This window comes from Ornithinimicrobium cryptoxanthini (genome assembly GCF_023923205.1).
In the GTDB taxonomy this organism is placed as follows: domain Bacteria; phylum Actinomycetota; class Actinomycetes; order Actinomycetales; family Dermatophilaceae; genus Ornithinicoccus; species Ornithinicoccus cryptoxanthini.
Window position 1 is genome coordinate 487,878 of sequence record NZ_CP099490.1, and the last position, 21,834, is coordinate 509,711.

Annotated in this window: 19 protein-coding genes and 1 riboswitch; of the genes, 10 read left to right on the forward strand and 9 right to left on the reverse strand. The window is 68.9% G+C overall.

All coding sequences use genetic code 11. The features are described from left to right. The first annotated feature begins 87 nt into the window (after positions 1–87). Positions 88–1,965, forward strand: a complete 1,878-nt coding sequence (locus NF557_RS02285) for a gamma-glutamyltransferase family protein (RefSeq protein WP_252621482.1) — start codon at positions 88–90, stop codon at positions 1,963–1,965. A gap of 61 nt (positions 1,966–2,026) precedes the next feature. Here the strand turns inward: NF557_RS02285 and NF557_RS02290 are convergent, their stop codons facing one another. Continuing rightward, positions 2,027–2,884 (reverse strand): alpha/beta fold hydrolase, encoded by an 858-nt coding sequence (locus tag NF557_RS02290; protein WP_252621483.1) that lies wholly within the window; start codon positions 2,882–2,884, stop codon positions 2,027–2,029. Positions 2,885–2,992: 108 nt separating this feature from the next. Between NF557_RS02290 and NF557_RS02295 the strand changes: the two genes are divergently transcribed. Then, positions 2,993–4,351: an MFS transporter gene (locus tag NF557_RS02295; protein WP_252621484.1), complete on the forward strand. Its 1,359-nt coding sequence runs from the start codon at positions 2,993–2,995 to the stop codon at positions 4,349–4,351. Here the strand turns inward: NF557_RS02295 and NF557_RS02300 are convergent. Next, on the reverse strand, positions 4,305–4,853 hold the full coding sequence (locus tag NF557_RS02300; protein WP_252621485.1) for a hypothetical protein: 549 nt from the start codon (positions 4,851–4,853) through the stop codon (positions 4,305–4,307). The two genes, NF557_RS02295 and NF557_RS02300, sit on opposite strands and share 47 nt — an antisense overlap. A gap of 58 nt (positions 4,854–4,911) precedes the next feature. Between NF557_RS02300 and pdxH the strand changes: the two genes are divergently transcribed. Then, complete coding sequence (gene pdxH / locus NF557_RS02305) at positions 4,912–5,604, forward strand: pyridoxamine 5'-phosphate oxidase (RefSeq protein WP_252621486.1); 693 nt, start codon at positions 4,912–4,914, stop codon at positions 5,602–5,604. 33 nt (positions 5,605–5,637) lie between these two features. Here pdxH and NF557_RS02310 read toward each other — a convergent pair whose 3' ends face one another. Both NF557_RS02310 and NF557_RS02315 read right to left on the reverse strand, forming a co-directional pair. Then, positions 5,638–6,342, reverse strand: coding sequence for a DUF305 domain-containing protein (locus NF557_RS02310; protein ID WP_252621487.1), 705 nt, complete (start codon positions 6,340–6,342; stop codon positions 5,638–5,640). 1 nt (position 6,343) lies between these two features. Next, the gene (locus NF557_RS02315) at positions 6,344–7,042 is read right to left on the reverse strand and encodes a thioredoxin-like domain-containing protein (protein ID WP_252621488.1); all 699 of its coding nucleotides are present in this window, start codon (positions 7,040–7,042) and stop codon (positions 6,344–6,346) included. Between the two features lie 129 nt (positions 7,043–7,171). On the opposite strand from NF557_RS02315, the gene NF557_RS02320 reads away from it, so the two are divergent. The 3 genes from NF557_RS02320 to NF557_RS02330 all read left to right on the forward strand — a co-directional run bounded on the left by NF557_RS02320 (position 7,172) and on the right by NF557_RS02330 (position 9,882). Further along, positions 7,172–7,867 carry a metal-dependent transcriptional regulator gene (locus tag NF557_RS02320; RefSeq protein WP_252621489.1) on the forward strand — a complete coding sequence of 232 codons (696 nt, stop codon included), beginning with the start codon at positions 7,172–7,174 and terminating at the stop codon, positions 7,865–7,867. Between the two features lie 292 nt (positions 7,868–8,159). After that, positions 8,160–8,306: riboswitch (cyclic di-AMP (ydaO/yuaA leader) on the forward strand. Positions 8,307–8,308: 2 nt separating this feature from the next. Further along, on the forward strand, positions 8,309–9,217 hold the full coding sequence (locus NF557_RS02325; protein WP_252621490.1) for a C40 family peptidase: 909 nt from the start codon (positions 8,309–8,311) through the stop codon (positions 9,215–9,217). Between the two features lie 89 nt (positions 9,218–9,306). After that, on the forward strand, positions 9,307–9,882 hold the full coding sequence (locus NF557_RS02330; RefSeq protein ID WP_252621491.1) for a 1-acyl-sn-glycerol-3-phosphate acyltransferase: 576 nt from the start codon (positions 9,307–9,309) through the stop codon (positions 9,880–9,882). Between the two features lie 74 nt (positions 9,883–9,956). On the opposite strand, the gene NF557_RS02335 is transcribed toward NF557_RS02330, so the two are convergent. Then, positions 9,957–11,060: a hemolysin family protein gene (locus tag NF557_RS02335; RefSeq protein ID WP_252621492.1), complete on the reverse strand. Its 1,104-nt coding sequence runs from the start codon at positions 11,058–11,060 to the stop codon at positions 9,957–9,959. Beyond that, positions 11,057–12,445 (reverse strand): hemolysin family protein, encoded by a 1,389-nt coding sequence (locus NF557_RS02340; RefSeq protein WP_252621493.1) that lies wholly within the window; start codon positions 12,443–12,445, stop codon positions 11,057–11,059. The genes NF557_RS02335 and NF557_RS02340 overlap by 4 nt, the downstream gene beginning before the upstream one ends. Positions 12,446–12,689: 244 nt before the next feature. Between NF557_RS02340 and NF557_RS02345 the strand changes: the two genes are divergently transcribed. Both NF557_RS02345 and NF557_RS02350 read left to right on the forward strand, forming a co-directional pair. Beyond that, complete coding sequence (locus NF557_RS02345; RefSeq protein ID WP_252621494.1) at positions 12,690–14,039, forward strand: metallophosphoesterase family protein; 1,350 nt, start codon at positions 12,690–12,692, stop codon at positions 14,037–14,039. Then, positions 14,036–16,684 carry an AAA family ATPase gene (locus NF557_RS02350; RefSeq protein ID WP_252621495.1) on the forward strand — a complete coding sequence of 883 codons (2,649 nt, stop codon included), beginning with the start codon at positions 14,036–14,038 and terminating at the stop codon, positions 16,682–16,684. The genes NF557_RS02345 and NF557_RS02350 overlap by 4 nt, the downstream gene beginning before the upstream one ends. A 189-nt stretch (positions 16,685–16,873) precedes the next feature. Here the strand turns inward: NF557_RS02350 and NF557_RS02355 are convergent, their stop codons facing one another. Together NF557_RS02355 and NF557_RS02360 are read right to left on the reverse strand one after the other, a co-directional pair. Then, a complete protein-coding gene (locus NF557_RS02355) occupies positions 16,874–17,656 on the reverse strand; it encodes an alpha/beta fold hydrolase (RefSeq protein ID WP_252621496.1) in 783 nt (260 codons plus the stop codon). 450 nt (positions 17,657–18,106) lie between these two features. Further along, positions 18,107–18,835: a GAF and ANTAR domain-containing protein gene (locus tag NF557_RS02360; protein WP_252621497.1), complete on the reverse strand. Its 729-nt coding sequence runs from the start codon at positions 18,833–18,835 to the stop codon at positions 18,107–18,109. 437 nt (positions 18,836–19,272) lie between these two features. Here NF557_RS02360 and NF557_RS02365 point away from each other — a divergent pair, with 437 nt between their 5' ends. Beyond that, positions 19,273–19,563: a hypothetical protein gene (locus NF557_RS02365; protein ID WP_252621498.1), complete on the forward strand. Its 291-nt coding sequence runs from the start codon at positions 19,273–19,275 to the stop codon at positions 19,561–19,563. Between the two features lie 555 nt (positions 19,564–20,118). Continuing rightward, the gene (locus NF557_RS02370; protein ID WP_252621499.1) at positions 20,119–20,589 is read left to right on the forward strand and encodes a GNAT family N-acetyltransferase; all 471 of its coding nucleotides are present in this window, start codon (positions 20,119–20,121) and stop codon (positions 20,587–20,589) included. A gap of 32 nt (positions 20,590–20,621) precedes the next feature. Here NF557_RS02370 and NF557_RS02375 read toward each other — a convergent pair whose 3' ends face one another. Beyond that, positions 20,622–21,779, reverse strand: a complete 1,158-nt coding sequence (locus NF557_RS02375) for a hypothetical protein (protein WP_252621500.1) — start codon at positions 21,777–21,779, stop codon at positions 20,622–20,624. Positions 21,780–21,834: the final 55 nt, after the last annotated feature.

Consider the following 21,834-nt stretch of genomic DNA (forward strand, 5'->3'; position numbering starts at 1 on the left):
GCCGCGCTCGCGCCGGGTGATCGTCCTGGTGACCTTGGCACTGTTCTTCGTGGCCGCCGTCCTGGCCAGTGTGGTGGGCTGAGCGACATGGACTTCACCACCCGTCCCACCCTCACGGGCACGTTCGGCATGGTCTCCGGCACCCACTGGATCGCCGCGCAGACCTCCATGGCGATGCTCGAGCAGGGCGGCAACGCCTTCGACGCGGCCGTGGCCGGAGGTTTCGTGCTCCACCTCGTGGAGCCGCACCTCAACGGCCCCGGCGGGGACCTGACCGCCATCGTCGCGACGGCGTCCGACCCCTCGCCCACCGTCCTGTGCGGCCAGGGTCCGGCGCCCGCCGGAGCGACACCCGAGCACTTCCGGTCGCGTGGCATGGACCGCGTGCCCGGAGCCGGGCCGTTGGCCACGGCGGTGCCGGGAGCGGTGGACGCCTGGCTGTTGATGCTGCGGGACCACGGGAGCATGACGCCCGCCCAGGTTCTCGCACCGGCGCAGCACTATGCCCGGCACGGTCACCCCCTGGTCGCCCGGGTGGGCCAGACCGTGGCCCTCGTGCAGGACCTCTTTGAGTCCGACTGGACCACGTCGGCCGACCTCTGGCTCAGGGGTGGCCGTCCGCCCGCTCCGGGCGAGCTGTTCCGCAACCTCCCGTGGGCCGACACGTTGGACCGCCTGGTGGCCTCCGCCGAGGGGGCGGGCAGCCGCGAGGCCCAGGTCGACGCGGTCCGGTCGGCCTGGTCGCACGGCTTCGTCGCCGACGCCGTCGACCGGTTCGCCCGGCGCCCGTTCCGCCACTCGGACGGCTCCGTGGCCCCGGGGGTGATCACCGGCCAGGACCTCGCCGACCTCAGCGCCACCTGGGAGCCCGCGGTGGTCCGGGAGTGGCAGGGACACACGATCGCCAAGACCGGGACCTGGGGTCAGGGCCCCGCCCTGCTGCAGATGCTGGGCATGCTCGACGCGCTGGGTGACGCACCCGACCCCGACACCGCTGAGGGCGTGCACGCCATCGTCGAGGCGTGGAAGCTGGCGATGGCCGACCGGGAGGCCTGGTTGGGGGACTCCGGTGACGAGCCGCCGCCGCTGGACGACCTGCTGGACCCGGCCTACCTGAGCCAGCGAGCCGCGCTGATCGGCGACCGGGCGAGCCTGACGGTGCGTCCGGGTGAGCCGGGCGGACGCACCCCACGGATGGCTGCGCTGGCCGGGCAGACTGAGGCGCCGGAGGGGACCGACCCGGCTCTCGGGGAGCCGACCGTCACCCGCGAGGCGCCGGTGTCGACACGCCCGATGTCGACACGCCCGGCGTCGTCCGCCCCGATGCGCGAGGTCGATCCCACGGGGGAGGCCACGGTCACTCCGGACGGCGAGACCCGCGGCGACACGTGCCACCTGGACGTCGTCGACCGCTGGGGCAACATGGTCTCGGCCACGCCCAGCGGTGGGTGGCTGCAGTCCTCGCCGGTGATCCCCGAGCTCGGCTTCCCGCTCGGCAGCCGCCTGCAGATGATGTGGCTGGAGCAGGGGCTGCCCTCGTCGCTGCGACCGGGCCGGCGTCCGCGCACGACGCTGACCCCGACCCTGGTGCTGCGCGACGGCATCCCGGTGCTGGCCTGCGGCTCACCCGGCGGGGACCAGCAGGACCAGTGGCAGTCGCTCTTCCTGATCCGGCACCTGGCGCACGGCGCCACGCTGCAGGAGGCGATCGACGCCCCCGCCTTCCACACCACGAGCTTCCCCGGGTCCTTCCACCCGCGCACGACCGAGCCCGGTGGGCTCGTCGCCGAGGACCGTCTCGACGCAGGAGTGCTGGCGCAGCTGCGCGATCGAGGACACGACGTGATCGAGCAGGGGCCATGGACGCTGGGGCGGATGTGCGCCGTCGGACGTGACCCCCAGGGCGGACTGCTGAGCGCCGCGGCCAACCCGCGCGGCATGCAGGGGTATGCCGTCGGTCGCTGAGTCGTGACAGGTCGGGTCGTCGTGGTGCCGGGCCGCCCGGCGCGTGATCCTGCCCGACGGATCAGTCGGCCGGCAGCTCAGCCAGGAAGCCCAGCAGCTCCCGGGCAAACACCGAGTTGTCGTCCCCGGCGATCATGTGGCCGGCCTTGGCCACCGCAGCCTGGCGGGAGCCGGGGATCAGGTCCAGCAACTCCGTCGCCCCCGCATCGCTGACGACGTCTGACTCCCCACCTCGCATCACGAGGGTCGGGACCCGCACGCGGCCCGCAGCCCGGGCCAGCCGCTCCTCGCCCTGGGCCCGGCTCGGCTCGTCCCCGAAGTTGAGGAACTCCGGGTCCCAGTGCCAGTGCCACCGGCCGTCCGCACGACGGCGCACGTTCTTCTTCAGTCCCTCGAGGTTGGCGGGCCTGGGGCGGTGCGGGTTGTAGGACGCCACCGCGTCGGCGACCTCCTCCAGCGAGGCGAACCCGTCCGGGTGCGACCGCATGAACGTCATGATCCGGTCGACACCCGCCTGCTCGAGGCGCGGCACCACGTCGACCAGCACCATGGCCCGTGCCTGCACGCGACCCTCACCCACCGCGATCATCGAGGCGAGACCGCCGAGCGATGCCCCGATCAGCACCGGCGTGACGCCCAGCGCGTCGACCAACGTGCTGACGTCACCCACGAACGCGTCCATCGAGTAGTCCCCGTCCGCGGCCCACGCCGAGTCCCCGTGCCCGCGTGCGTCCAGGGTGACCGACGTCCAGCCGTGGGTGCTCAGCACCCTGGCGGTGCTCCGCCAGGAGTGCCGGGTCTGCCCGCCGCCGTGCAGCAGCAGCGCGACACCCACCTCATCCTCGGCCGCGAACCGGTCGCCGCGGATCCGCACCCCGGCGCTGATGAACTCCAACGGTTCGGCAGCTGCTGCAGGCACGTGGTCCTCCTCGACGCTCGACAAAGAGAACCTGATCGGTCTCCGAGCGACAGGCTAATGAGCGCAGCGCGGGCGTGGGCCGTCGGGGCGTCATGGCAGGCTGAGCCCGTGACCGACGCCGCCCGCCGGGCAACCCACCCGGCCCGCTATGCCGTCGGCATGTTCGGCACCTCGATCCCGATCAACCTGATCAAGGGATCGATGATCCTGTTCTATGTCGACCTGCTCGGCCTGGACGTGCGGATCTACGGCATCGTGATGGTCGCCTACGCGATCATCGACGCGATCGACAACCCGCTGCTCGGCTTCCTGTCCGACCGCACCCGCACCCGCTGGGGCCGGCGCCGTCCGTGGCTGCTCGTCGGCGCCCCCGTGCTGGCCGTCGGCACGATCGCCCTGTTCGCGGTGCCGGACTCGCTCGACGGGGCCGGACTGGTGATCTGGTTCGCCACCTTCGTGATCATCTGCGAGGCCAGCGACTCGATGCTCAACGCCAACTACGGCGCGCTGTTGCCCGAGCTCTTCCCACGGGAGAAAGAGAGGTCGGTGGCCAACTCGTTGCGGCAGGGCTTCCAGCTGCTGGCCCTGGTCGTCTCGCTGGCCCTGACCCCGTGGCTGACGACATCGGTGTTTGGCACGGAGCAGACTACCGGCGGTTTCACCATCACAGCCGTCCTCTACAGCGTGCTCGCCCTGGCGGTGATCCTCTATATGACCCTCGGGATCCGCGAGGACCCGCAGGTCGAGGACGAGGCGCGGCCACCGCTCCTGGGCACCATCAAGGTCATCCTGACCAACCCGAGGTTCTGGCAGATCGGGGCGGCCAGCGCCTGCTATCTCAGCGCCATGGGCCTGGTGCTCACCGGGGTCCAGCTCTATGTCCGCTACTCCCTGGGTCTGCAGGTGGCCTATGCGATGTATCTGCAGGGCGTGGTCATCCTCGCCACGGTCGGGTTCCTCGCACTGTGGACCAGGGTGGTCCGCACCAGGGGAGCACCGTTCACCTGGCGGCTGGCCTTCGTGCTTCTGGCGCTGGGCTTCATCCCGCTCTATCTGGCTCACGACCTGCTGACCGCGATCCTCGCCGGGCTCTTCCTCGGGGTCGGCTACTCCGGGATGCTCGCCAGCAACGACCTGGTCATCGCCCGGGTGCTCGACGAGGACGCTGCCGTCAACGGCGTTCGTCGGGAGGGGATCTTCCTGGCCGCCTTCGGCTTCTTCGGACGGCTCGGCGGTGCGGTCGTGGGTGGTGCGCTGGCCTCGCTCGGTCTCTTCTTCGGCTACTACAGCGGAGACGATCCCGGCACGCAGGCAGACGCAGCCTGGCGGGTCTATGTCTGCGTCTATCCGATGGGACTGGCTGCGCTCGGGGCCGTCATCGCCTTCCTCACCCCGGTGCCGGACAATGTCCGCGAGCGGGTCAGCTCGAGTGCCCCTCGGGTGTCTCCGGCTCCTGGGCGCGACTGACCTCGCCGCGCACGACCTGGCCCTTCCCGGGGGCCACGGGCGAGCTCCCGGTGTGGGTGCCCGGGCCCGGCTCCTCGCGCGGGGACCAAGCGGTCGCCCCGCCGCTGGCCGACTGCCGGCGGCGTGGCTTCGGCACGCGGATCGTGACGGCGTGCTCGCGCGGCCGCACCCGGTTGGCCAGGTCGGCGCGGTCCAGGAGCTCGTCAAAAGACGCGGTGGTCGGTGGGTGCACAGCGATCGGGTCGTCACCGGAGAAGACCACCCAGTGCGCGGTGTTGGCATGGAAGACCTGCAGCACCGAGCCGTCGATCACCGTGGAGGCGTGGGCCAGCGCCTTCTTGCGCTGGTTGCCCCTGGCGACCTTGGACTGCACGAACTTCTCGGCCGGCTCGCGCTGGTTCTTCACCTGCTCCCAGACGACCGGGCCGAACTTCTGCGCTGCCGCAGCCGCGATCGGTCCGTACTTGATGAGCTTGCCGGCTGCGCTGCCCTTGCCTGCCATCGTGCACCTCCTGAAGGTCAGTTGCCTCTCCAGCCTAAGCGCGCGGCATACTCATGGCGTGACCAAAGGCGACCACCACGAGACCGGACGGCTCGAGTATGTCGGGGAGGGACTGAGCGAGGGTGAGCTCGCCCCCACCCCGTTCCAGCAGGTCAGCCGGTGGGTCGAGGAGGCGCGCGCCCGCCAGCGGGAGGTGGGGGACGTCCCCGAGCCGGACGCGTTGTCGGTCGCCACGGTCGACGATGACGGGCCGGACGTGCGGACCGTGCTGATGCGCTTCCTGGACCCGCGCGGTCCAGGCTTCGTGACCAACCTGACCTCGACGAAGGGGCGGCAGATCACGGCGCGCCCGCAACTCGCGGCGAGCCTGACCTGGCCCACGATGTTCCGTGCCATTAGGTTCCGCGGCACCGCCGAGCTGCTGGGCCGCGCGGAGGTGGAGGACTACTTCAGCGCCCGGCCGTGGGGGGCGCGGATCAGCGCGTGGGCCTCGCACCAGTCACAGCCGGTGGCCGGCCGGGCCCAGCTCGAGGCGGCCTACCGGGAGTATGCCGTCCGCTTCCCGGACCGAGGGCGCCCAGATGACGTCCCGGTGCCGGAGCAGTGGGGCGGGGTCCGGCTGCGCCCGCACCGGGTGGAGCTCTGGGGTGGGCGGATCAACCGGCTGCATGACCGGCTGGTCTTCACCCGCACGGGCGACGGCGACCTGGACGACGCCTCGTCGTGGTCACTCAGCCGACTGCAGCCGTGAGCTGAGCAGCCCCCGGGCCCCACGGCATACGCGTCAGTGGTCGGCGTCCTCGCCTGACTCCTCGAGGGTCTGTGCATCACGGGCGTGCAGCATGTCGGTCATCAGCGCGATCTCGGCCTCCTGGCCGTTGACCATGGCTGCGGACAGCCGTTGGACCTCATCCTCCACGCCGGCATCGAGCGCGGCCTGGGCCATGTCGATGCCAGCGATGTGGTGTGTGGTCATCAGCTGCAGATAGAGGATGTCTGCCGCCTCGCCCTCCAGCGAGCGCAGCTCCTCCATCTGGGCCGGGGTCGCCATGCCGGGCATCATGGCCCCCGTCGCGTGGTGCTCGGCCATGGAGTGGTCGTCATAGCCCTCGACGTCAGCCATCCAGGCCATGCGCTCGCCGCTCGCGGCCATCGGCAGGTCCCAGGTGCGGATCCAGCCCTCCATCTGGCCCATCTGGTTGCCCTGGGTGGACGCGATGTCCGTGGCCAGGGTGCGGATGTCCTGGTCGTCGGTGGTGTGGATCACCTGCAGCGACATCTCGACCGCCTGGGCGTGGTGCTCGGTCATGTCGCGGGCGAAGCCCGCCTCGACGCTGTCGTCCCCCGGGGTGGAGTCGGCAAAGACGAGCCACCCCAGGAGCGTGCCCACGAGCAGGGCCAGGATCGCGGTGCCCGCGATGAGCGTGACGCTGCGGGTGGCCTCACCGCTGGTGTCGCTGGGTGTGGTGTCGGTGGGGCGGCTTGTCACGTCAGCCCCCGACCAGGTCGACGCTGGTGCCGCCGGTGCAGACGGCACCCGGCTCCGGCGTCTGCGGGCCCTGCCGCCAGTCGCGGATGAACTGCACGAGCCGCGTGTCGTCACCGGACTCCACGCCCAGCTGACGGCCCCATGCCGTCGCCATGACGGGGTGCTCCTGACCTTCGTTCGGGGACAGGATCACGAAGGGCTGCGAAGCCAGGTCACGCAGCTCGGACAGGTCGCCCTCGGAGACGCCCGGCTGGTAGGTCAGCCAGATGGCACCGTGCTCCAACGAGTGGACGGCGTGGTGGTTGGGCACCGGCTCCTCATAGATGCCGCAGTTGAGCCAGGCCTTGTTGTGGTCGCCGCCGACGGGGGGATTCTGCTGGTACTCCACCCTGGTCTCGACGTGGTTGCGACCCAGGTCGTCGGATGGGTCGTCCAGCTCGTCATAGGTCACGACCGCGCCCATGCCCGGGCGGTTGTTGTTCTGGTCGATGACCGCCCAAGTGACCATGCCGACGATGAGCACGAGCACGAGGCCGAGCCCGATCCAGATCGCCGAGAGGCTGCGGCGTTCGCTCGACTTGGCCTGCTTCTGGATCTGGGCTACCCGGGCCTGCCGGTCGTTGGCGTTGCCCTTGTTGCCCTGGGCCTTCTTGCCGCGCTGGGACGTGTTCTTGGGTTTGGTCTGGTCAGGCCGGGCCATGGTTCTCCTGGGAAGTCGTCGAGTTCCCGACCCATGGTAGGTGCTGGACCCTGGGAAGACGCTGGGCGAGCCGGGATGAGGCGCCTCAGTAGGATCAGGTGAGACCTTGAGCCGCGACGGAGGCCCCCCATGAGCGATCTGATCGACACCACCGAGATGTATCTGAAGTCCATCCTCGAGCTGGAGGAGGACGGGGTGGTGGCCCTGCGGGCCCGCATCGCCGAGCGGCTGGACCACTCCGGCCCGACCGTCTCGCAGACGGTGGCCCGGATGGAGCGCGACGGGCTCGTAGTCCTGCACGACGACCGGACCCTGGAGTTCACCGCGCATGGTCGGCGCACGGCGGTGCGTGTCATGCGCAAGCACCGCCTGGCCGAGCGGCTCCTGGTGGACGTGATCGGCCTTGACCTGCCGCACGTCCATGAGGAGGCTTGCCGCTGGGAGCACGTCATGAGTGACCAGGTCGAGCAGCGCATCCTGGCGATCATCGACGACCCCCGCGTCTCGCCATACGGCAACCCGATCCCGGGCCTGGCCGAGCTGGACCCGTCGTTCGGCACCACCGGTCGAGCAGCCGGTGAGCACATGGTCGACGCCCTGGTGGGTGCCCAGGAGCTGGAGCTGGTGGTGGTCCGCATCGGGGAGCCGGCTCAGGTGGAGCCTGAGGTGCTCGCGCTGCTGGGTGAGGCGGGCGTGGCACCCGGACAGACCGTCTCGGCCCGGGTCGAGGGGGAGCGGGTCGTGGTCGTCGGGGCCGGGGAGGGTGACGCAGCGGTCTCCCTGCCTCGCGCGGTGGCCGCTCACATCTTCGTCGAGACGGTCTAGCAGCCGGGCTCGAATCCGGCCCTCCGAGTGCCTGTTGATAGACGTGCCGGGACCCGCCGAGGTTGCACAGCGACGCTTGTGAAGTCCCTCACAAGAACCCTGGGAGTCTGGCAAAGCCCGCTGGCGTTGCCGCAGGTCATCGGCGATTGGCCTCCGTCGGCCGACCGAGGTTGTCCACAGGCTCTTTACCAAATTGTGACAATTGCTAGATCCTGTGTGTACTGTTTACCTCGCTGCCTCTCCCCGGAGGCGCTCCTGCCGCAGAAGCTGAGTCCTGTCACTGCGGTTGGGATCTCAGAGAACTACCGCTGGCAGGAGCGGGGGACCCAACACTGGGGCTTCACCGCCCCTTGGGGCTAAGAGATGCTGGCTCGCCAGCGCCTCCGGGCAACTCCAGCCCGAGCCCGACAGCTCACCCCGTAGGCCATGGAGAGGTACACCGTGACCATTCGCCCCACCGGTCGCCACCGCGCGCCCAGCCGGCTCACCGCCGCCGGCACCACGATCACCCGCTCGGCCAAGACGACCGCTGTTGTTGCGACCTCTGGCGGCCTCCTGGCCGCCGCTGTGGCGCCCGCCAGCGCGGCCAGCCCGCAGGGCTTCGTCGAGGAGGTCGCTGCCGTCGTGACTGCCAAGGCTGCCAGCGAGGGACTCCTCAGCGCCGACCAGTCGCCGCTGAGCGCAGTTGACCTGCTCGCGACCGCCATGCCCGTCATGGCCGAGCCCACCGACCTTCCGGCCGTCGCGATCGCCGCACCCAAGGAGGTCGAGACCAGCTTCGGCGACCTCGGCTTCACCGGCGTGACCCCGGTCGTCGAAGAGCCCGAGCCCGTGGTTGAGGCCGCTCCGGCCGCCCCCGCTGAGGAGGCGACGCAGTCCACCTCCAGCACGACCTCGGAGCGGACCGAGTCCAGCGCCAGCCGCACCAACGAGCGCGCGGCCGCCCCGGCACCCGCTGCCGCTCCGGCGCCTGCTGCGGCTGCCGCTCCGGCGCCGGCGCCGGCCCCGGTGTCCAACAGCGGTGGCGTGCTGGGCGTCGCGGCGGCCTACACCGGCATCATGTACTCCTACGGCGGGACCAGCCCGAGCACCGGCTTCGACTGCTCTGGCTACACCTCCTTCGTCTTCGCGCAGGTCGGGATCAACCTCCCCCGCAGCGCGGCTGGCCAGCAGTCCTATGCCACCCCGGTGAGCAACCCGCAGCCCGGCGACCTGGTGTTCTGGGGCTACCCGGCCTACCACGTCGGCATCTACGCCGGCAACGGCATGGTCTATGACTCGGGCCGTCCGGGCATCCCGACCCAGCTGCGCGCCGTCTTCAGCGGTGTGAGCGGCTACGGTCGCGTCTGAGCCACACGTTCTAGCACGCATCACAAAGGCCCCCGCCTCGGCGGGGGCCTTTCGTGACCATCGGGTCCCCCCGCCACTACCGTAGGACCATGATTCGACGCCTTGCGGCTCGCGCCTTCTGGTCGCTCAGCCGCTGGAAACTGTCCACCGCGCCCGCACCGGACCGGCCCACGGTGCTCGTCGGTGCACCCCACACCTCCAACTGGGACTTCATCCTGATGCTGGGCATCACCTGGCGCCTGGACATGGACATCCGGTGGCTGGGCAAGCACACCCTCTTCACCGGCTGGCGTGGTCCGCTGATGCGAGCCCTCGGTGGCATTCCCGTCGACCGGTCGAACGCGGGGCGTGTCGTCGACGAGGTGGTCGAGCTAGTGGGCGCGGGCGAGGTCTTCGGACTCGTGGTCACTCCCGACGGAACCCGTGGGGGACACACGCGTTGGAAGTCCGGTTTCTACCGCATCGCCCGCGAGAGCGGGATGCCGGTGACGCTCGGCTATGTCGACCGCACCACGATGACGACAGGTCTGGGTCCGACCCTGGAGATGACTGGAGATGTCACGGCTGACATGGACCGCATCCGAGCGTTCTATGTCGACAAGGCAGGTTTCCGTCCGGACCTGCGCGTCGAGCCCCGGCTGCGAGAGGAGACTCGACGGGTCTGACGGACTCGCCCGGCCGGCGGGCCTGGGTCGTGCGGGCTGGCAGGCCTGCTGCCCATCTCGACGTCTGCCTCGCGTCAGCCGACAGCGGGCTGCGTGCGCTGCTCCCCGAGACGGTCCGGTTCTGCGTGCTGACCCGCGTCCGGCTCATCCGTCTCGTCATCGAACTCGCCCAGGATCTGTTCCAGCAGGTCCTCGAGCGAGATCAGCCCCACGACCTCACCATGCGAACCACTCACCAGGGCCAGCTGAGCGCGCTGCTCGCGCATCTGGTGGACCGCGTCGATGAGCGGCAGGGTGGATGGCAAAGTGGCGCAGTCCTGCAAGAGGTCCGTGACGGCATACTCCACCTCGCCCGAGGCGGTCGCGCGGACCGCATCGCGCACGTGGACCAGACCAGTGATCACCCCGGCTAAGTCGGTGACGAACAGCCGGGAACGTCCGGTCTCCCGGCAGGTTGACTCGACGTCAGCCGCCGTGCCTGTGTCGGGCACGGTGATCGCCAGCTCCAGCGGGAACATGACCTCAGCGATCGTCTCCGCCTCCAGCTTGAGGGCCCCGGTGAGCATCGCGTGCTCCTCGTCCGGCAGCACTCCGTGGTGGTGGGACTGGGCCAGGAGCAGCTGCAGCTCGCCAGGTCCGTGCTGGGCACTGACAGTGTCGACCGGCTGCACGTGGATGACGCGAAGGCCGAGGTTCGCCAGCTCGTTGAGGACCCAGAGGAGTGGTCGGCTGACCCAGGTGAAGGCACGGAAGGGGATCGCCAGCAGGACTGCCGACGTCTCCGGGTGGGAGATCGCCCAGGACTTCGGAGCCATCTCGCCGACGACCATGTGGAGGAAGACCACGAGTGAGACGGCGATGATCACGGCGACCAGGTGAGTGAACGCCTCTGGGATCCCGATCTGGTGGAACAAGGGCTCGAGCAAGCTCGCGACGGCGGGCTCGGCGAGCGCGCCCAGACCCAGGGTGCACAAGGTGATGCCGAGCTGAGCCCCTGCCAGCATCAGGGAGAGTTCCTTGGTCGCATTGACAGCGGACCGGGCAGCCTTGCTGCCGCCCTCGGCGCGCTCCTCCAGGCGATGACGCTTGGCGGCCACCACGGCGAACTCGGCGGCGACGAAGAAGGCGTTGAGCACCAGGAGGATGATGCTGATGAGCAGTGCGGTCCCGGTGCTCACGGCGCCACCTCGTCAACGGCGGCTGCCATCTCGTCGGCGAGCGACCCGGGCTGGATGGCTGGTGCATGGAGTCGGACGAGGTCGGGGACGAAGCGCTGCACCGTCACCACATCAAGCTGGATGCGGTGAACGGCCGGGTCACCCTCCTCGTCGCGGTCTTCCCAGACGACCTCGAGGCTCTCGCCGGCCTCGGCGGTGCGGCCGAGCCGATCCATGATCAGGCCGGAGACGGTGTCATAGTCCTCGTGCTCCGGCAGCCCCACGCCGGTCATCGCACGGACCTCGTCCAGGCGCAACCGTGCGGGGATCTCCCAGGTGCCGTCCGGGTGCTCCTCGATGAGCTCCTCCTCGACGTCACCCTCGTCCCAGATCTCACCGACGACCTCCTCGGCCACGTCCTCGAAGGTGATGACTCCGGCGAAGCCGCCGTATTCGTCGACCACGACGGCGATCTGGCGGTGTGACTGGCGCATCTGCTCCAGGACGCGAGGCAGGGGCAGACTCTCGGGGATGATCAGCGCCTCGCTGGCCCACTCGCGCACGCTGGCGCTAGCCCGCTCGTGGGCCGGGACCTCGAGCAGCTCGTGCAGACCGATGACGCCCACGATGTCGTCGATGTCGCGGCCGATGACCGGGAAGCGGGAGTGACCCGTCTCGAGCAGCTCCAACACCCGCCCGGTGGTCTCATCGGCCTGAACCGTCTCGACGTCGATCCGCGGCGTCATGACCTCCTCAGCCACGTGCTTGCGGAAAGCGAGACCGCGACCGAGCAGGCGGGACAGGTCCTCGTCCAGCAGACCGCCGGTGTGGGCCTCGCTGATGATGCGGTGCAGCTCCTCCGGGGTGGCTCCCTGCGGCAGCTCCTCCAGCGGTTCGATCCCGACAGCGCGAAGGAGGCGGTTGGAGGCCTTGTCGAACAGGTTGATGATGGGGCCGGCGATGGCCAGATAGATCAGGGTGGAGCGGGAGAGGCTCCGCGCCAGGCGGACCGGCTGGGCGATCGCCCAGTTCTTGGGACCGAGCTCGCCGAGCACCATCTGCACGCCCGTCGCGAAGATGAGGGTGATGGCGATCGACAGTGAGGTCGTCGCCGCGGGGGACAGGTTGGTGAATCCCATCCAGTTGGCGAGCCCCCGACCGAGCAACGGCTCGCCGGCGAAGCCGACCATGAGCGCAGTCAGCGTGATGCCGAACTGGGCGCCGGAGAGGGTGAAAGACAGTCGGGAGGTGACCTTGAGCGCGCGCTGGGCAGCGTGGTCGCCCTCGTCGGCGAGCTTCTGCAGCTGGCCACGGTCGACGGCGACGTAGGCGAACTCCTGCGCGACGAAATAGCCGGTCGCGACGGTCAGGACAAGGATGACGAGCAGGCCGCTGGCGATCAGCACGTAGCGGTCACCTGCTGGGCAGAGATGGCGGAGCGCCGGGCCTGGCCCGGCTGGGTACTACTGGGTTCCGCGGGTTCTTCGGTGGTGTCTGCCGTTTTGTGCATGCCTACCAGGATACAAGGAGTGACGCACTCAGCCCCATTTCTGTGCACAGGGCCGCGTGATCTGGCGGAGTGCGGTGGGGCAGTCAGGCATTGTCAGTGGTCTCTCATACGGTGAGGGCACCACATCGGGAGGAGGAGACATGACCCGGTTCTTGCACACCGCCGACTGGCAGATCGGCATGACCCGCCACTTCCTGCAGGGGGAGGCGCAGGCACGGTTCGCGGTCGCGCGCATCGACGCGATCATCCGCCTCGGCGCTGTGGCGCGCGAGCAGGGCTGCGAGTTCGTCGTGGTCTGTGGAGACGTCTTCGAGACAAACCAGCCGTCCCGGCAGACGGTCGGGCGCACGCTGGAGGCACTCGCCACGATCCCGGTGCCGGTCTACCTGCTGCCGGGCAACCATGACCCGCTCGGCCCCGTGACGGTCTATCGCAGCCCCCAGTTCCTTAAGGACTGCCCGGAGCACGTGCACGTCCTGTCCAGCTCGGACCCGGTGGCGGTGGCCGAGGGCGTCGAGCTGATCCCTGCCCCCTGGTCAGGCAAGCACCCGGATCATGACCTCGTGGGCGCGGCTGTCGCCGCCGCGCTCGACGGCCCTGATGCCCGTGACACCGTGCGGATTGTCGTGGGGCACGGTGCTGTCGACGCGTTGGATCCGGATCGGGCCAACCGCGCTGCCATCGCGCTCGCCCCGCTGGAGCGGGAGCTCGCAGCCGGTCGCATCCACTACGTCGCGCTGGGTGACCGGCACTCGCGCACGAGCGTCGGTGACAGCGGTGCGGTCTGGTTCAGCGGGGCCGTCGAGGTGACGGCTCACCGTGAGACGTCACCGGGTGACGTGCTCGTGGTGGACGTCGAGCAGGGGCAGGCACCGTTGGTCACGCCCCACCACGTGGGCACCTGGGCATTTCGGACCCTGCACCGCGAGCTGTCGACTGGCTCCGACGTGGCGTCCCTGGCCCGGGAGCTGGCTGCCCTTCCCGACAAGGACCGCACTGTGGTGCGGTTGGCGCTGCGTGGCCAGCTCGGGGTCGCTGACCACGCGGACCTGACCGACCTGTTTGCTGACCAGGGCGAGGTCTTCGCCAGCCTCTACCTCTGGGAGAGGCACACGACGCTGTCCTGCACCGCCGACGGGGCAGAGCTGGGAGCGCTCGGGCTCGGCGGCTTCCTCAGCGCGGCGGCGGAGGAGATGCGTTCCCTGGCCCTGGCTCCCGTCCCTGCTACCGCTCAGGCTGACTGCGGACAGGACGGCTCTGAGCAGCGAGCTGCTGAGGCCGTCGGTGGTCTTGTCAGTGCGGTTGACGCGGCGTTCGCGACCGACGATCACGCAGGCGGCGACTCAGGACTCGACGACGATGCCGAGGCAGCTGGTGACGCGACCGACCTGCTCACCTGGGAGTTCGTGCCCCAGGACCAACCAGACAGTCGCAGCGCGACCGAGGCCCTCGAGCTGCTCTACCGACTGTCTGGCGAGGTGACGCGGTGAGGCTGCACGAGCTCCGCCTGCGCGACGTCAAGGGTGTCGCCGACCGGACCGTCACGTTCCCCGACAGCGGCATCGTCGTGATCGAAGGACCCAACGAGGTCGGCAAGAGCACCCTGCTCGAGGCCTTCGACGTGCTTCTCGACCCGCGGGCCAAGGCGACGTCCCAGTCCAAGGCGGTCAAGGCACTGCAGCCCGTGGGTCGGGACGTCGGGCCACGGGTGGAGGCCGAGTTCACCCTCGGGCGCTACCGCGTGCGCTTCGCCAAGCAGTGGCTGCGCGGCGCGACGACGGAGTTGCAGATCCTTGCTCCCGTGCCCGAGCAGCTTAGTGGTGAGGCTGCCCAGCACCGGATCGACCAGCTGCTCAGCGAGGCCCTGGACCGTCCTTTGTGGGACGCTCTGCGGTTCACCCAGGCCGGGGAGCTGGGGCAGATGGCACTGACCGACAGCGCCGTGTTGACCAAGGCTCTGGACGGCGCGAGCGGAGCCGACCTGCACTCCGCCGACGGTGCGCCGCTGCTGGAGCGCGTCAGGGCTGAGTTCCTGCGCTACTACACGCCAACGGGCCGTGTTGGCGGAGAGCTCAAGAGTGCAGCCCTCGCCGCGTCCGCAGCGCGTGACGACGCGGCCCTGGCACACGGCGAGCTGCTCGAGACACAGACGCTGGTCGATGAGCACGACCGGCTGCGGAGTCAGGCTGCCGAGCTCGAGGCCGCGACCGACGGTCTCACCACGCGGCTCGAGCGGGCACTCGAGCTGGACGCGGACGTCACCGCGATCGCCGCGGCCCACGAGGAGTCCACAGCGGCGCTCGCCCGCGCCCGGGACGACTCGATGCGGGCCGGCGCGGACCTGAAGCGTCGCGAGCAGCAGCTCCAGGACCTGGTGGAGGCCCAGGAGGGGCTCAGCGCCGCAGAGCAGGCCGCGGAGGCTGACCGCGAAGCCCTGGCCGCAGCGCGGGAGGAACTCTTCGACTTGGCGCAGTCGCGTGACAGTGCCCGTGACGGCCGCGACCGCGCTCGTGAGGTGGCCGACGTGGCGACCGCAGATGCCGCACACCTAGAGTCGCTCGTGGGCGCCAGCCGGTTGACCGAGCGGCTGACTCGCCTTGCTGGTCTTCGGGTCGACGAGGCGTCGGCGGGCGAGGATTTGACGGCCGCGCCGGAGATCGGGACGCCCGCGCTCCGTGCCCTCGAAGAGGCGGAGCACACCGTGGTCCAGCTGCGCGCTCGTCAGGAGGCCCGCAGCGCGCGAGTCACCCTGGAGGCCGTCGCCGGAGCTCGTGCCGTGATCATCAACGGTGAGGCCGTGGAACTGTGCGAGGGCCAGGTTCGCGAGGTGCCGTTGCGAGGTGGGGCCGCCATCGAGCTGCCGGGCGAGCTCCGCCTGAGTGTGCTGCCCGAGGACGACGCGGCCGAGTTGGCCGCCGATCTCGCGCGGGCCGAGGAGAACCTGGCCGGGTTGCTCGAGAAGTCGGGGGTCTCAGACCTCGCCGGCGCACGAGCAGCCGCCTCGGTGCGTGCTGCGGCAGAGGCGGCGCTGCGCGCAGTCGGGGAGCGCATCCTCGACGTGCTCGCTGGGCAGACCGAGTCAGACCTTGCGGCCGAGCTGGAGTCTGTCGAGCGCCAGGCATCCGAGCACCTCGCTGCCCGCCCGGCGGACTACCCGCTGCCCGAGGACAACGGGGCCGCCCGGGCGGTGGCTCGTGCCGCTCTCGCGGCGCGCCGCGAGAGCGACCAGGATTTCGAGCAGGCCGAGCGGGCGCTGCGCGAACGTGAGCGTCGCGTCAACCAGTTGGAGGTCAGGGTCGGACAGGCTCAGGGCTCCCTGGAGACGAGGCGTCAGCAGCTTGACCAGGACGGTGCGCGTCTGCTGCAGGCGCAGGAGGCGCGATCCGACGAAACGCTGCGGCAGGCTGTGAGGGAGGCGGTTGCTGCCTATGCCAGGGTCGAGGCGCGTGCCGCAGTCACCGGGCGTGAACTGGAAGAAGCTGACGTCGACGGCGTGCGTGACCGCCTGGCCCAGGCGCAGCGAGCCAGCGTCGAGCAGGCGGCGAAGTTGCGGACGGTGCAGCAGGCTCAGGCTCAGTTGCAGGGCAAGGTGGAGCTGGTCAGCGGTGAGGGTCGTCAGGAGATGTATGACGTCGCGATGGCCAAGTTCCTCCAACTCCGGCAGGAGCTCGACACCGTGCATCGCCGGGCTCGCGCCGCGCGTCAGCTGTGGGAGACCCTCAGTCGGCACCGTGAGGCGGCCCACAGTGCTTATGTGCGCCCCTACGAGGAGGAGATCCGGCGGCTTGGTCAGGCCGTCTATGGCGCGAGCTTCGACGTCGAGGTCGACCAAGACCTCACGATCCGCAAGCGGACACTGGACGGCACCAGCGTCGCCTTCGATCAGCTGTCCGGCGGGGCGAAGGAGCAGTTGGGGATCCTCTCCCGTCTGGCCGTCGCCAGTCTGGTCTCGGCAGGTGACGGGGTGCCGGTGATCATCGATGACGCCCTCGGCTACACCGACCCGCAGCGGCTGCAGCGGATGAGCAGCATCTTTGACGCTCCGGGAGAGCGAACCCAGGTGGTCCTGCTCACGTGCACCCCGCAGCGTTACCAGCAGATCGAGGGAACCACGACGATCAGCCTGACCGCCTGACGGTTGCTCTGGGCGCTGGTTCTCACCTCACAGACGCATTCCCTGGCACACCTCGATCCGGAGACCCCGCCCTGCTGCCTGGTGCTGGACTGGCCTCGCGCCACCGCCGGCGGCGACGGTGTGGAATCAACTGATGGGTGAAGGTCCGCAGTGCAGACGGACGGGCCCTTCTTCCTACCGTCGAGGGCCTTACTCTTCAGCCGATCTCAGTGCAGAGGCCCACAACTGACTCACCACAAGACTGACCGCTTGGGGATGCGTGTGCATCACGGCGTGGGCCCCGCGGGGGATCTCGACGAGCTGAGCGACTGGGGCCGACTGGGCCAGTTGCTCGCACCAGCGGCGGCTGGCGATCGGGTCCCGGGCGCCGCGCACGATGAGAAGCGGCACCTGCAGGCGCCGGACGGACTCCTCTGTCCGGTAGGCGAGCATGAGCGGCATCGTCGCCAAGAACCACCGTGGGCCGGTGCGCACGTAATCCTGGAGCACTGCCCAGTTCGCCGAGGGCGTCTCACGCAGGAAGTCCAGTAGGAGTCGAAGTCCCTGCTGAACCGCAGTGGGTGCCCGAGGGTCGACGACGCAACCCACACCCACAACAGCGAGCACACGGTCCGGCTCCTGCAGCGCCGCCTCCACGACGACCTGCGATCCCATCGAGTGCCCGACCAGCACCGGCCGGTCCAGGCCGGCGGATCGGACATAGGCGTTCACCACGGCCGCGAGTTCCTCCACCGACAACGGGGCCGATGGCTTGGGCGCGCCCCCGAAGCCGGGGAGCTCGAGGACGTGCACACCTGCCGACTTAGCCAGGACGGTCGCCAGCCGGCGGAAGTACGTCGAGGCGACGCCGATACCGTGCACCAGGACGATCTGGGGACCGCTCGTCGTGCCCAGCCGCCGGGCCAGATAAGTCTGGCCTTCATGCTGGCCCCTCGACCACGGGTGAGGTCCTGGGATCTCTTGCTGTGGCACGCGAGCAGCGCGGCGGCGCCCGTCGGGCAAGCCGCCGGACGCATCCGCTCGTTTTGGGAGGATCAACTGGTTCCGGATCCCTGTCGCAGAGGGTCCTTGGCCTGCTGGCTCGACAACTGAACTTCGTCGTTGGCCTGCGGGCCAGAGGCCCGCTGGACTTCTTCCTTCGCCTGATCCATCAGCAACTTGACCTTCTTGTGGAGTGCCTGGGCAGCCTCACGCTCCTTGTCGGAGGCGGGAAGCAGCGACCCGACGCCGGTATCTTGCTTCCCGAGGGGGCCCCTGCGCTTGAGCGCGGGCGGCACCGACTTCGGTTCGTTCCCTGCGCGCTGGCTTGAGGCATTGCCAACTTTTGCATGGGGATCGTGCCGTGTCCTGCCAGACTGCATGGAGGCGCGCGACGCGCCCGGTCAGCGATCGCCGCGACGAGGCTGGCGGCAGCCATGCTTGTTAAGCGGGCCCTTGTTCTGGATCAGTTCCCTTGGTGTCTGAGCTGGAGGGGATCTTGCGGGTGGCGACCAGTTGGCTGGCGACGCGGTGCAGTTTGATGTTCTGGTGCGTGGAGAACCGGATGAGGACCTGGAACGCCTCGTCGGCGGACAGGTCGAAGCGCTCCATGAGGATGCCCTGCGCCTGCCCGATCACGGTCCGGCTCGCCAGCGCGACGTGGAGTCGCTGGTCGTTCTGCTCCTCGGCGACCGCGACGGCGACGTGTGCGGCGAGGGCGAGTCCGTTGTCGATGTCCTCTGTGGTGAAGGCGTGGGGGGTGCGTGAGAACAGGTTGAGTGCGCCCAACGTGTCGCTGGTGGTGAACAGTCGGTAGCTCACGACGCTGCGCACACCCAGTTCCTGGACCACCCGGGGTCCCCACCGGGGCCACCGCTGGTCGGTGCTCAGGTCGGGGCAGTAGACGGTCTCGTGATCGCGTAGCGTCTGGACGTCGGGGCCCTCTCCTAACTGGTACTGCAGTTCGTGCATCGCCAGCACGGCGTCGTCAGTGGCGGCGCGGGTGCGCACTTCGTCGCGGCGGGCGATGGAGACCCCGGCCAGGTCGCAGGCGTCGATGATGCGAGTGGCTGCCGAGACCACCAGTTCCAGCGTCCCCTGGGTGCCCTGCTCATGTTCCAAAGACCTGGCCATCTCGGCCAGCTGGTCTAAGAACCCTTGCGTTTCTGGCATGGCGAGATAATCACACGTGACGACCTCTTGGTACAACCTTTTGACCGATCCTGCCATCCGCACGACCGGTGCCCTCTGAGAGAGACCGCGCATCACCTAGGGCGTACCGTCAGTAAGAGGCCGACCTCCCGTGGGCCCAGGGCAGTCAGCTCAGGTCTGCTGAGTCCAGAACAGGGCTCAGCAGACCGCCCGCGTCCGCTCCGATCGTACGCAAAATGGGGACCTCCTTGACGTCGGACCCGTGCCTAGGCCGGCCGCAGTCAGGGTCGGCACTGGGCACGTTGGTCAAGGAAGCCCAAAGAGTGCGGTAACCTTGGTATGTGAACCGAACGTGGTTGACGTTCTAGTCCCACGAGTTCTCGAACTCCTCGGTTTTACATCTCGTCCGTCAAACAAGTGCGGGCATCTCTTTCTTTACACTTTCAGAAGGACCTCTCATGTCCAACAACACTGTCCGCAGCACTTCGACCCACGAGGGCCGTCGCATCGCTACCGAGACCAAGGCGTCCACCAAGACGACCGAGTTCTTCGTCTACATCGCCGTCGTCCTGGCCATCATCGTGACGGCTTTCGTCGTCGGTGACGGCACCGAGGGTGGCGAGGGTGACCCCTTCGGCGCCGAGCACGCGATGCGCTACATCACCTTCGTCACCATCGGCTACATGATCGCCCGCGGTCTGGCCAAGTCCGGCAGCCGCGCGCACGACGACGCTCACGAGAGCAACTGAGCTAAGTCAGCCACCGTCCCCCCCAGGACGGCCGGCACAACATGAGGGGCCGGCAGCGCACTAGCGCTGCTGGCCCCTCGTGATGTGGCGCGTTGGCAGGGAAGCCGCGTACGAAGGCTGTGACGGCCTACTGACGGCCTACGGCCCAAGGCCCACACCGGCCACAAACCTTGGGTGCCGTCGACGGCAGGGCGATGTCGATCAAGCAGCGCGCACCTTCCGTTGTACGCCGTTGCTCACCCAATGGCTACATTGGCATGGGAAGCGTTCGTCGGTTGTCCCCGCAGCGACATTGGTCGGGACGGACGCTGGAGCGGACGCTGAGGTGGGCCACATCATGCGCGGCTGTTCATCACCTAGCACTGCGCTGATGAGTAGTTGGGCACGCAGGGACGGTCCCCGTACTCTTCGGGCATGCCGGATTCTGCTCGAGTTCTTCGGTCAACTGATCCTGCGCGTGAGGAGTTGCTCGCGAAAGGCTGGTCGGTCGACTCCATCTCGTGGGGAGCCCGCTTACGACTGGATAGTGGCGCGATCGAGAAGCTGAGGAAACTCGTGGGTGCACACCGCGAGCACGGGGTGGACGTCGAGGAGCTAACCGTCGCAGACGCTCCCCAGGTGGCTGCCCTGGAGAGCGTGACCTTCAGTGACTATCCCCAGACTCAGGCCACCTACCGTGAGCCGCTCACCGAGGCTGGCGCAGCGGGGCTCTTCGCCGACGGTCGCGTCTTCGGCATACGGCGCAACGGGCAACTCATCGCCGTGACCGCGACCAGCGCACAGGGCGATCTGACCGAGACCCACTTCACCTCGGTCCACCCTGACCATCGCCGGCAGGGCTTGGCCACGGTGGTCAAGGCGGCGTCGATCCTGGCCAACGCGGATGCGGGGCATACCTGGTTCGGGACCGGCGGGGCAGGGACCAATGCGGGGAGCATTGGCATGAACGAGGCAGTCGGCTACGAGATCACGGAGACTTGGCACACCCTCGTGCCGCCGCGGAGCGACGACCGACTGCCTTCATGACGCCAGCGCCCCTCGCGGCAAAGTAGTGCGTCTCAGGTGCTCTCCTGGTCAAGTCTGTCGAGAATCCAGGTGCGTATCAGGGTGGGGACGGGGATGTGGTTGGCGTGGGCCACGCTCTGGATCTTGTCTTGCTCTGCGGCACTCAACCGCACCGGGAGCACCGTCGGGGGGTCGAGTGGGTCGGTCCGGACTTGATCGGGGGCGGCGTCATTCGTGTTCAGTTTGGTCTCAACGCGCGGCCCAGTGCGCAGCTGGGGGTCAGCCGCCTTCGTCATGGTCAAGTCCTTCTGGGGAAGCGGTTGGCTACCCAGGAGCAATCCGGTCCAGTGATCCTGGCCCAGGTCCTCCCTAGAGGTGATTCCCAGCAAGTTCTCCATCGCTGCGGCGAACAGTCCCTCGACGTCGGGCCAGTCGTCCTCCTCGGTCGCCAACGAGGGGTCGGGTGTGAGGTTGGCGTTCTCTAGGTCGATGTGGGCCAGACCTTCCTTATCTACGAAGGATCCTGGTAGGTGATGGGCCTGTTCGCTGGCTCGTTGGGTCGGCTTCAACCCCCTCCAGAAGACACGTCCGTCCCGTACCTCGCACGTGCCCAGGTCGGCGTCGTACTCCCGTGGAAGTCCGCCACCGGCGACTCCGCGCGCGCCTCCTTTGAGTACGAAGAGCTTGGTCAGGTCAACCTGTTCCGCTTCGGTGGCCAGCGTGAGCGGGGCAGGCGAGCCTTCGAACTCTCCCCCTTGGGGTTGTCGTCCATCCCAGAACGGTGCTTCCCACGCGAACGGGTCTCCGTAAATCACCCACGGCGTCTCAGCGTTGATCCGGATGATCCGTCGGGGACGTCCCCCTTCCCAGGACTCGATCCGCAGCTGGTCGATCACCTCTGCGTATTGGATGCGCACCCACCACCTCGGATGCTGTCGCGACCAGATCCACGGGATCAGGTCGAACGCGAACGGCAACGTAAGGGTGTGCGCGACCCACGAACGCCGGAACCGCTCGGTATCCCCGGACAGCACCTGATCCTCGGAATGGTCCTCATCGTCTAGGTAGTCAGCGAGGGTGATGTCGTCCTCGGACCGCAGTCGAAAGTTCGGCCAAGAGTCGCTGACGTGGTCGAGCCCCCGAGAGAAGGCGTACCCGGGCTCCTCGTAGTTCGACCAGGCCACCACATCGATCGACCGCACCGGGTTCATGACCGCACTCCTCGCTGGTCTGCGCCGCGCCGTGGGGTACCCGCTGACCTGGGCC

Bases quoted from the DNA above. Each gene is read 5' to 3' on its own strand.
- NF557_RS02345 (WP_252621494.1), top strand. From the start codon at position 12,690: ATGACCCGGTTCTTGCACACCGCCGACTGGCAGATCGGCATGACCCGC.
- NF557_RS02300 (WP_252621485.1), bottom strand. From the start codon at position 4,853: ATGGCAGGCAAGGGCAGCGCAGCCGGCAAGCTCATCAAGTACGGACCG.
- NF557_RS02330 (WP_252621491.1), top strand. From the start codon at position 9,307: ATGATTCGACGCCTTGCGGCTCGCGCCTTCTGGTCGCTCAGCCGCTGG.
- NF557_RS02315 (WP_252621488.1), bottom strand. From the start codon at position 7,042: ATGGCCCGGCCTGACCAGACCAAACCCAAGAACACGTCCCAGCGCGGC.
- NF557_RS02320 (WP_252621489.1), top strand. From the start codon at position 7,172: ATGAGCGATCTGATCGACACCACCGAGATGTATCTGAAGTCCATCCTC.
- NF557_RS02365 (WP_252621498.1), top strand. From the start codon at position 19,273: ATGTCCAACAACACTGTCCGCAGCACTTCGACCCACGAGGGCCGTCGC.
- NF557_RS02285 (WP_252621482.1), top strand. From the start codon at position 88: ATGGACTTCACCACCCGTCCCACCCTCACGGGCACGTTCGGCATGGTC.
- NF557_RS02360 (WP_252621497.1), bottom strand. From the start codon at position 18,835: ATGCCAGAAACGCAAGGGTTCTTAGACCAGCTGGCCGAGATGGCCAGG.
- NF557_RS02375 (WP_252621500.1), bottom strand. From the start codon at position 21,779: ATGAACCCGGTGCGGTCGATCGATGTGGTGGCCTGGTCGAACTACGAG.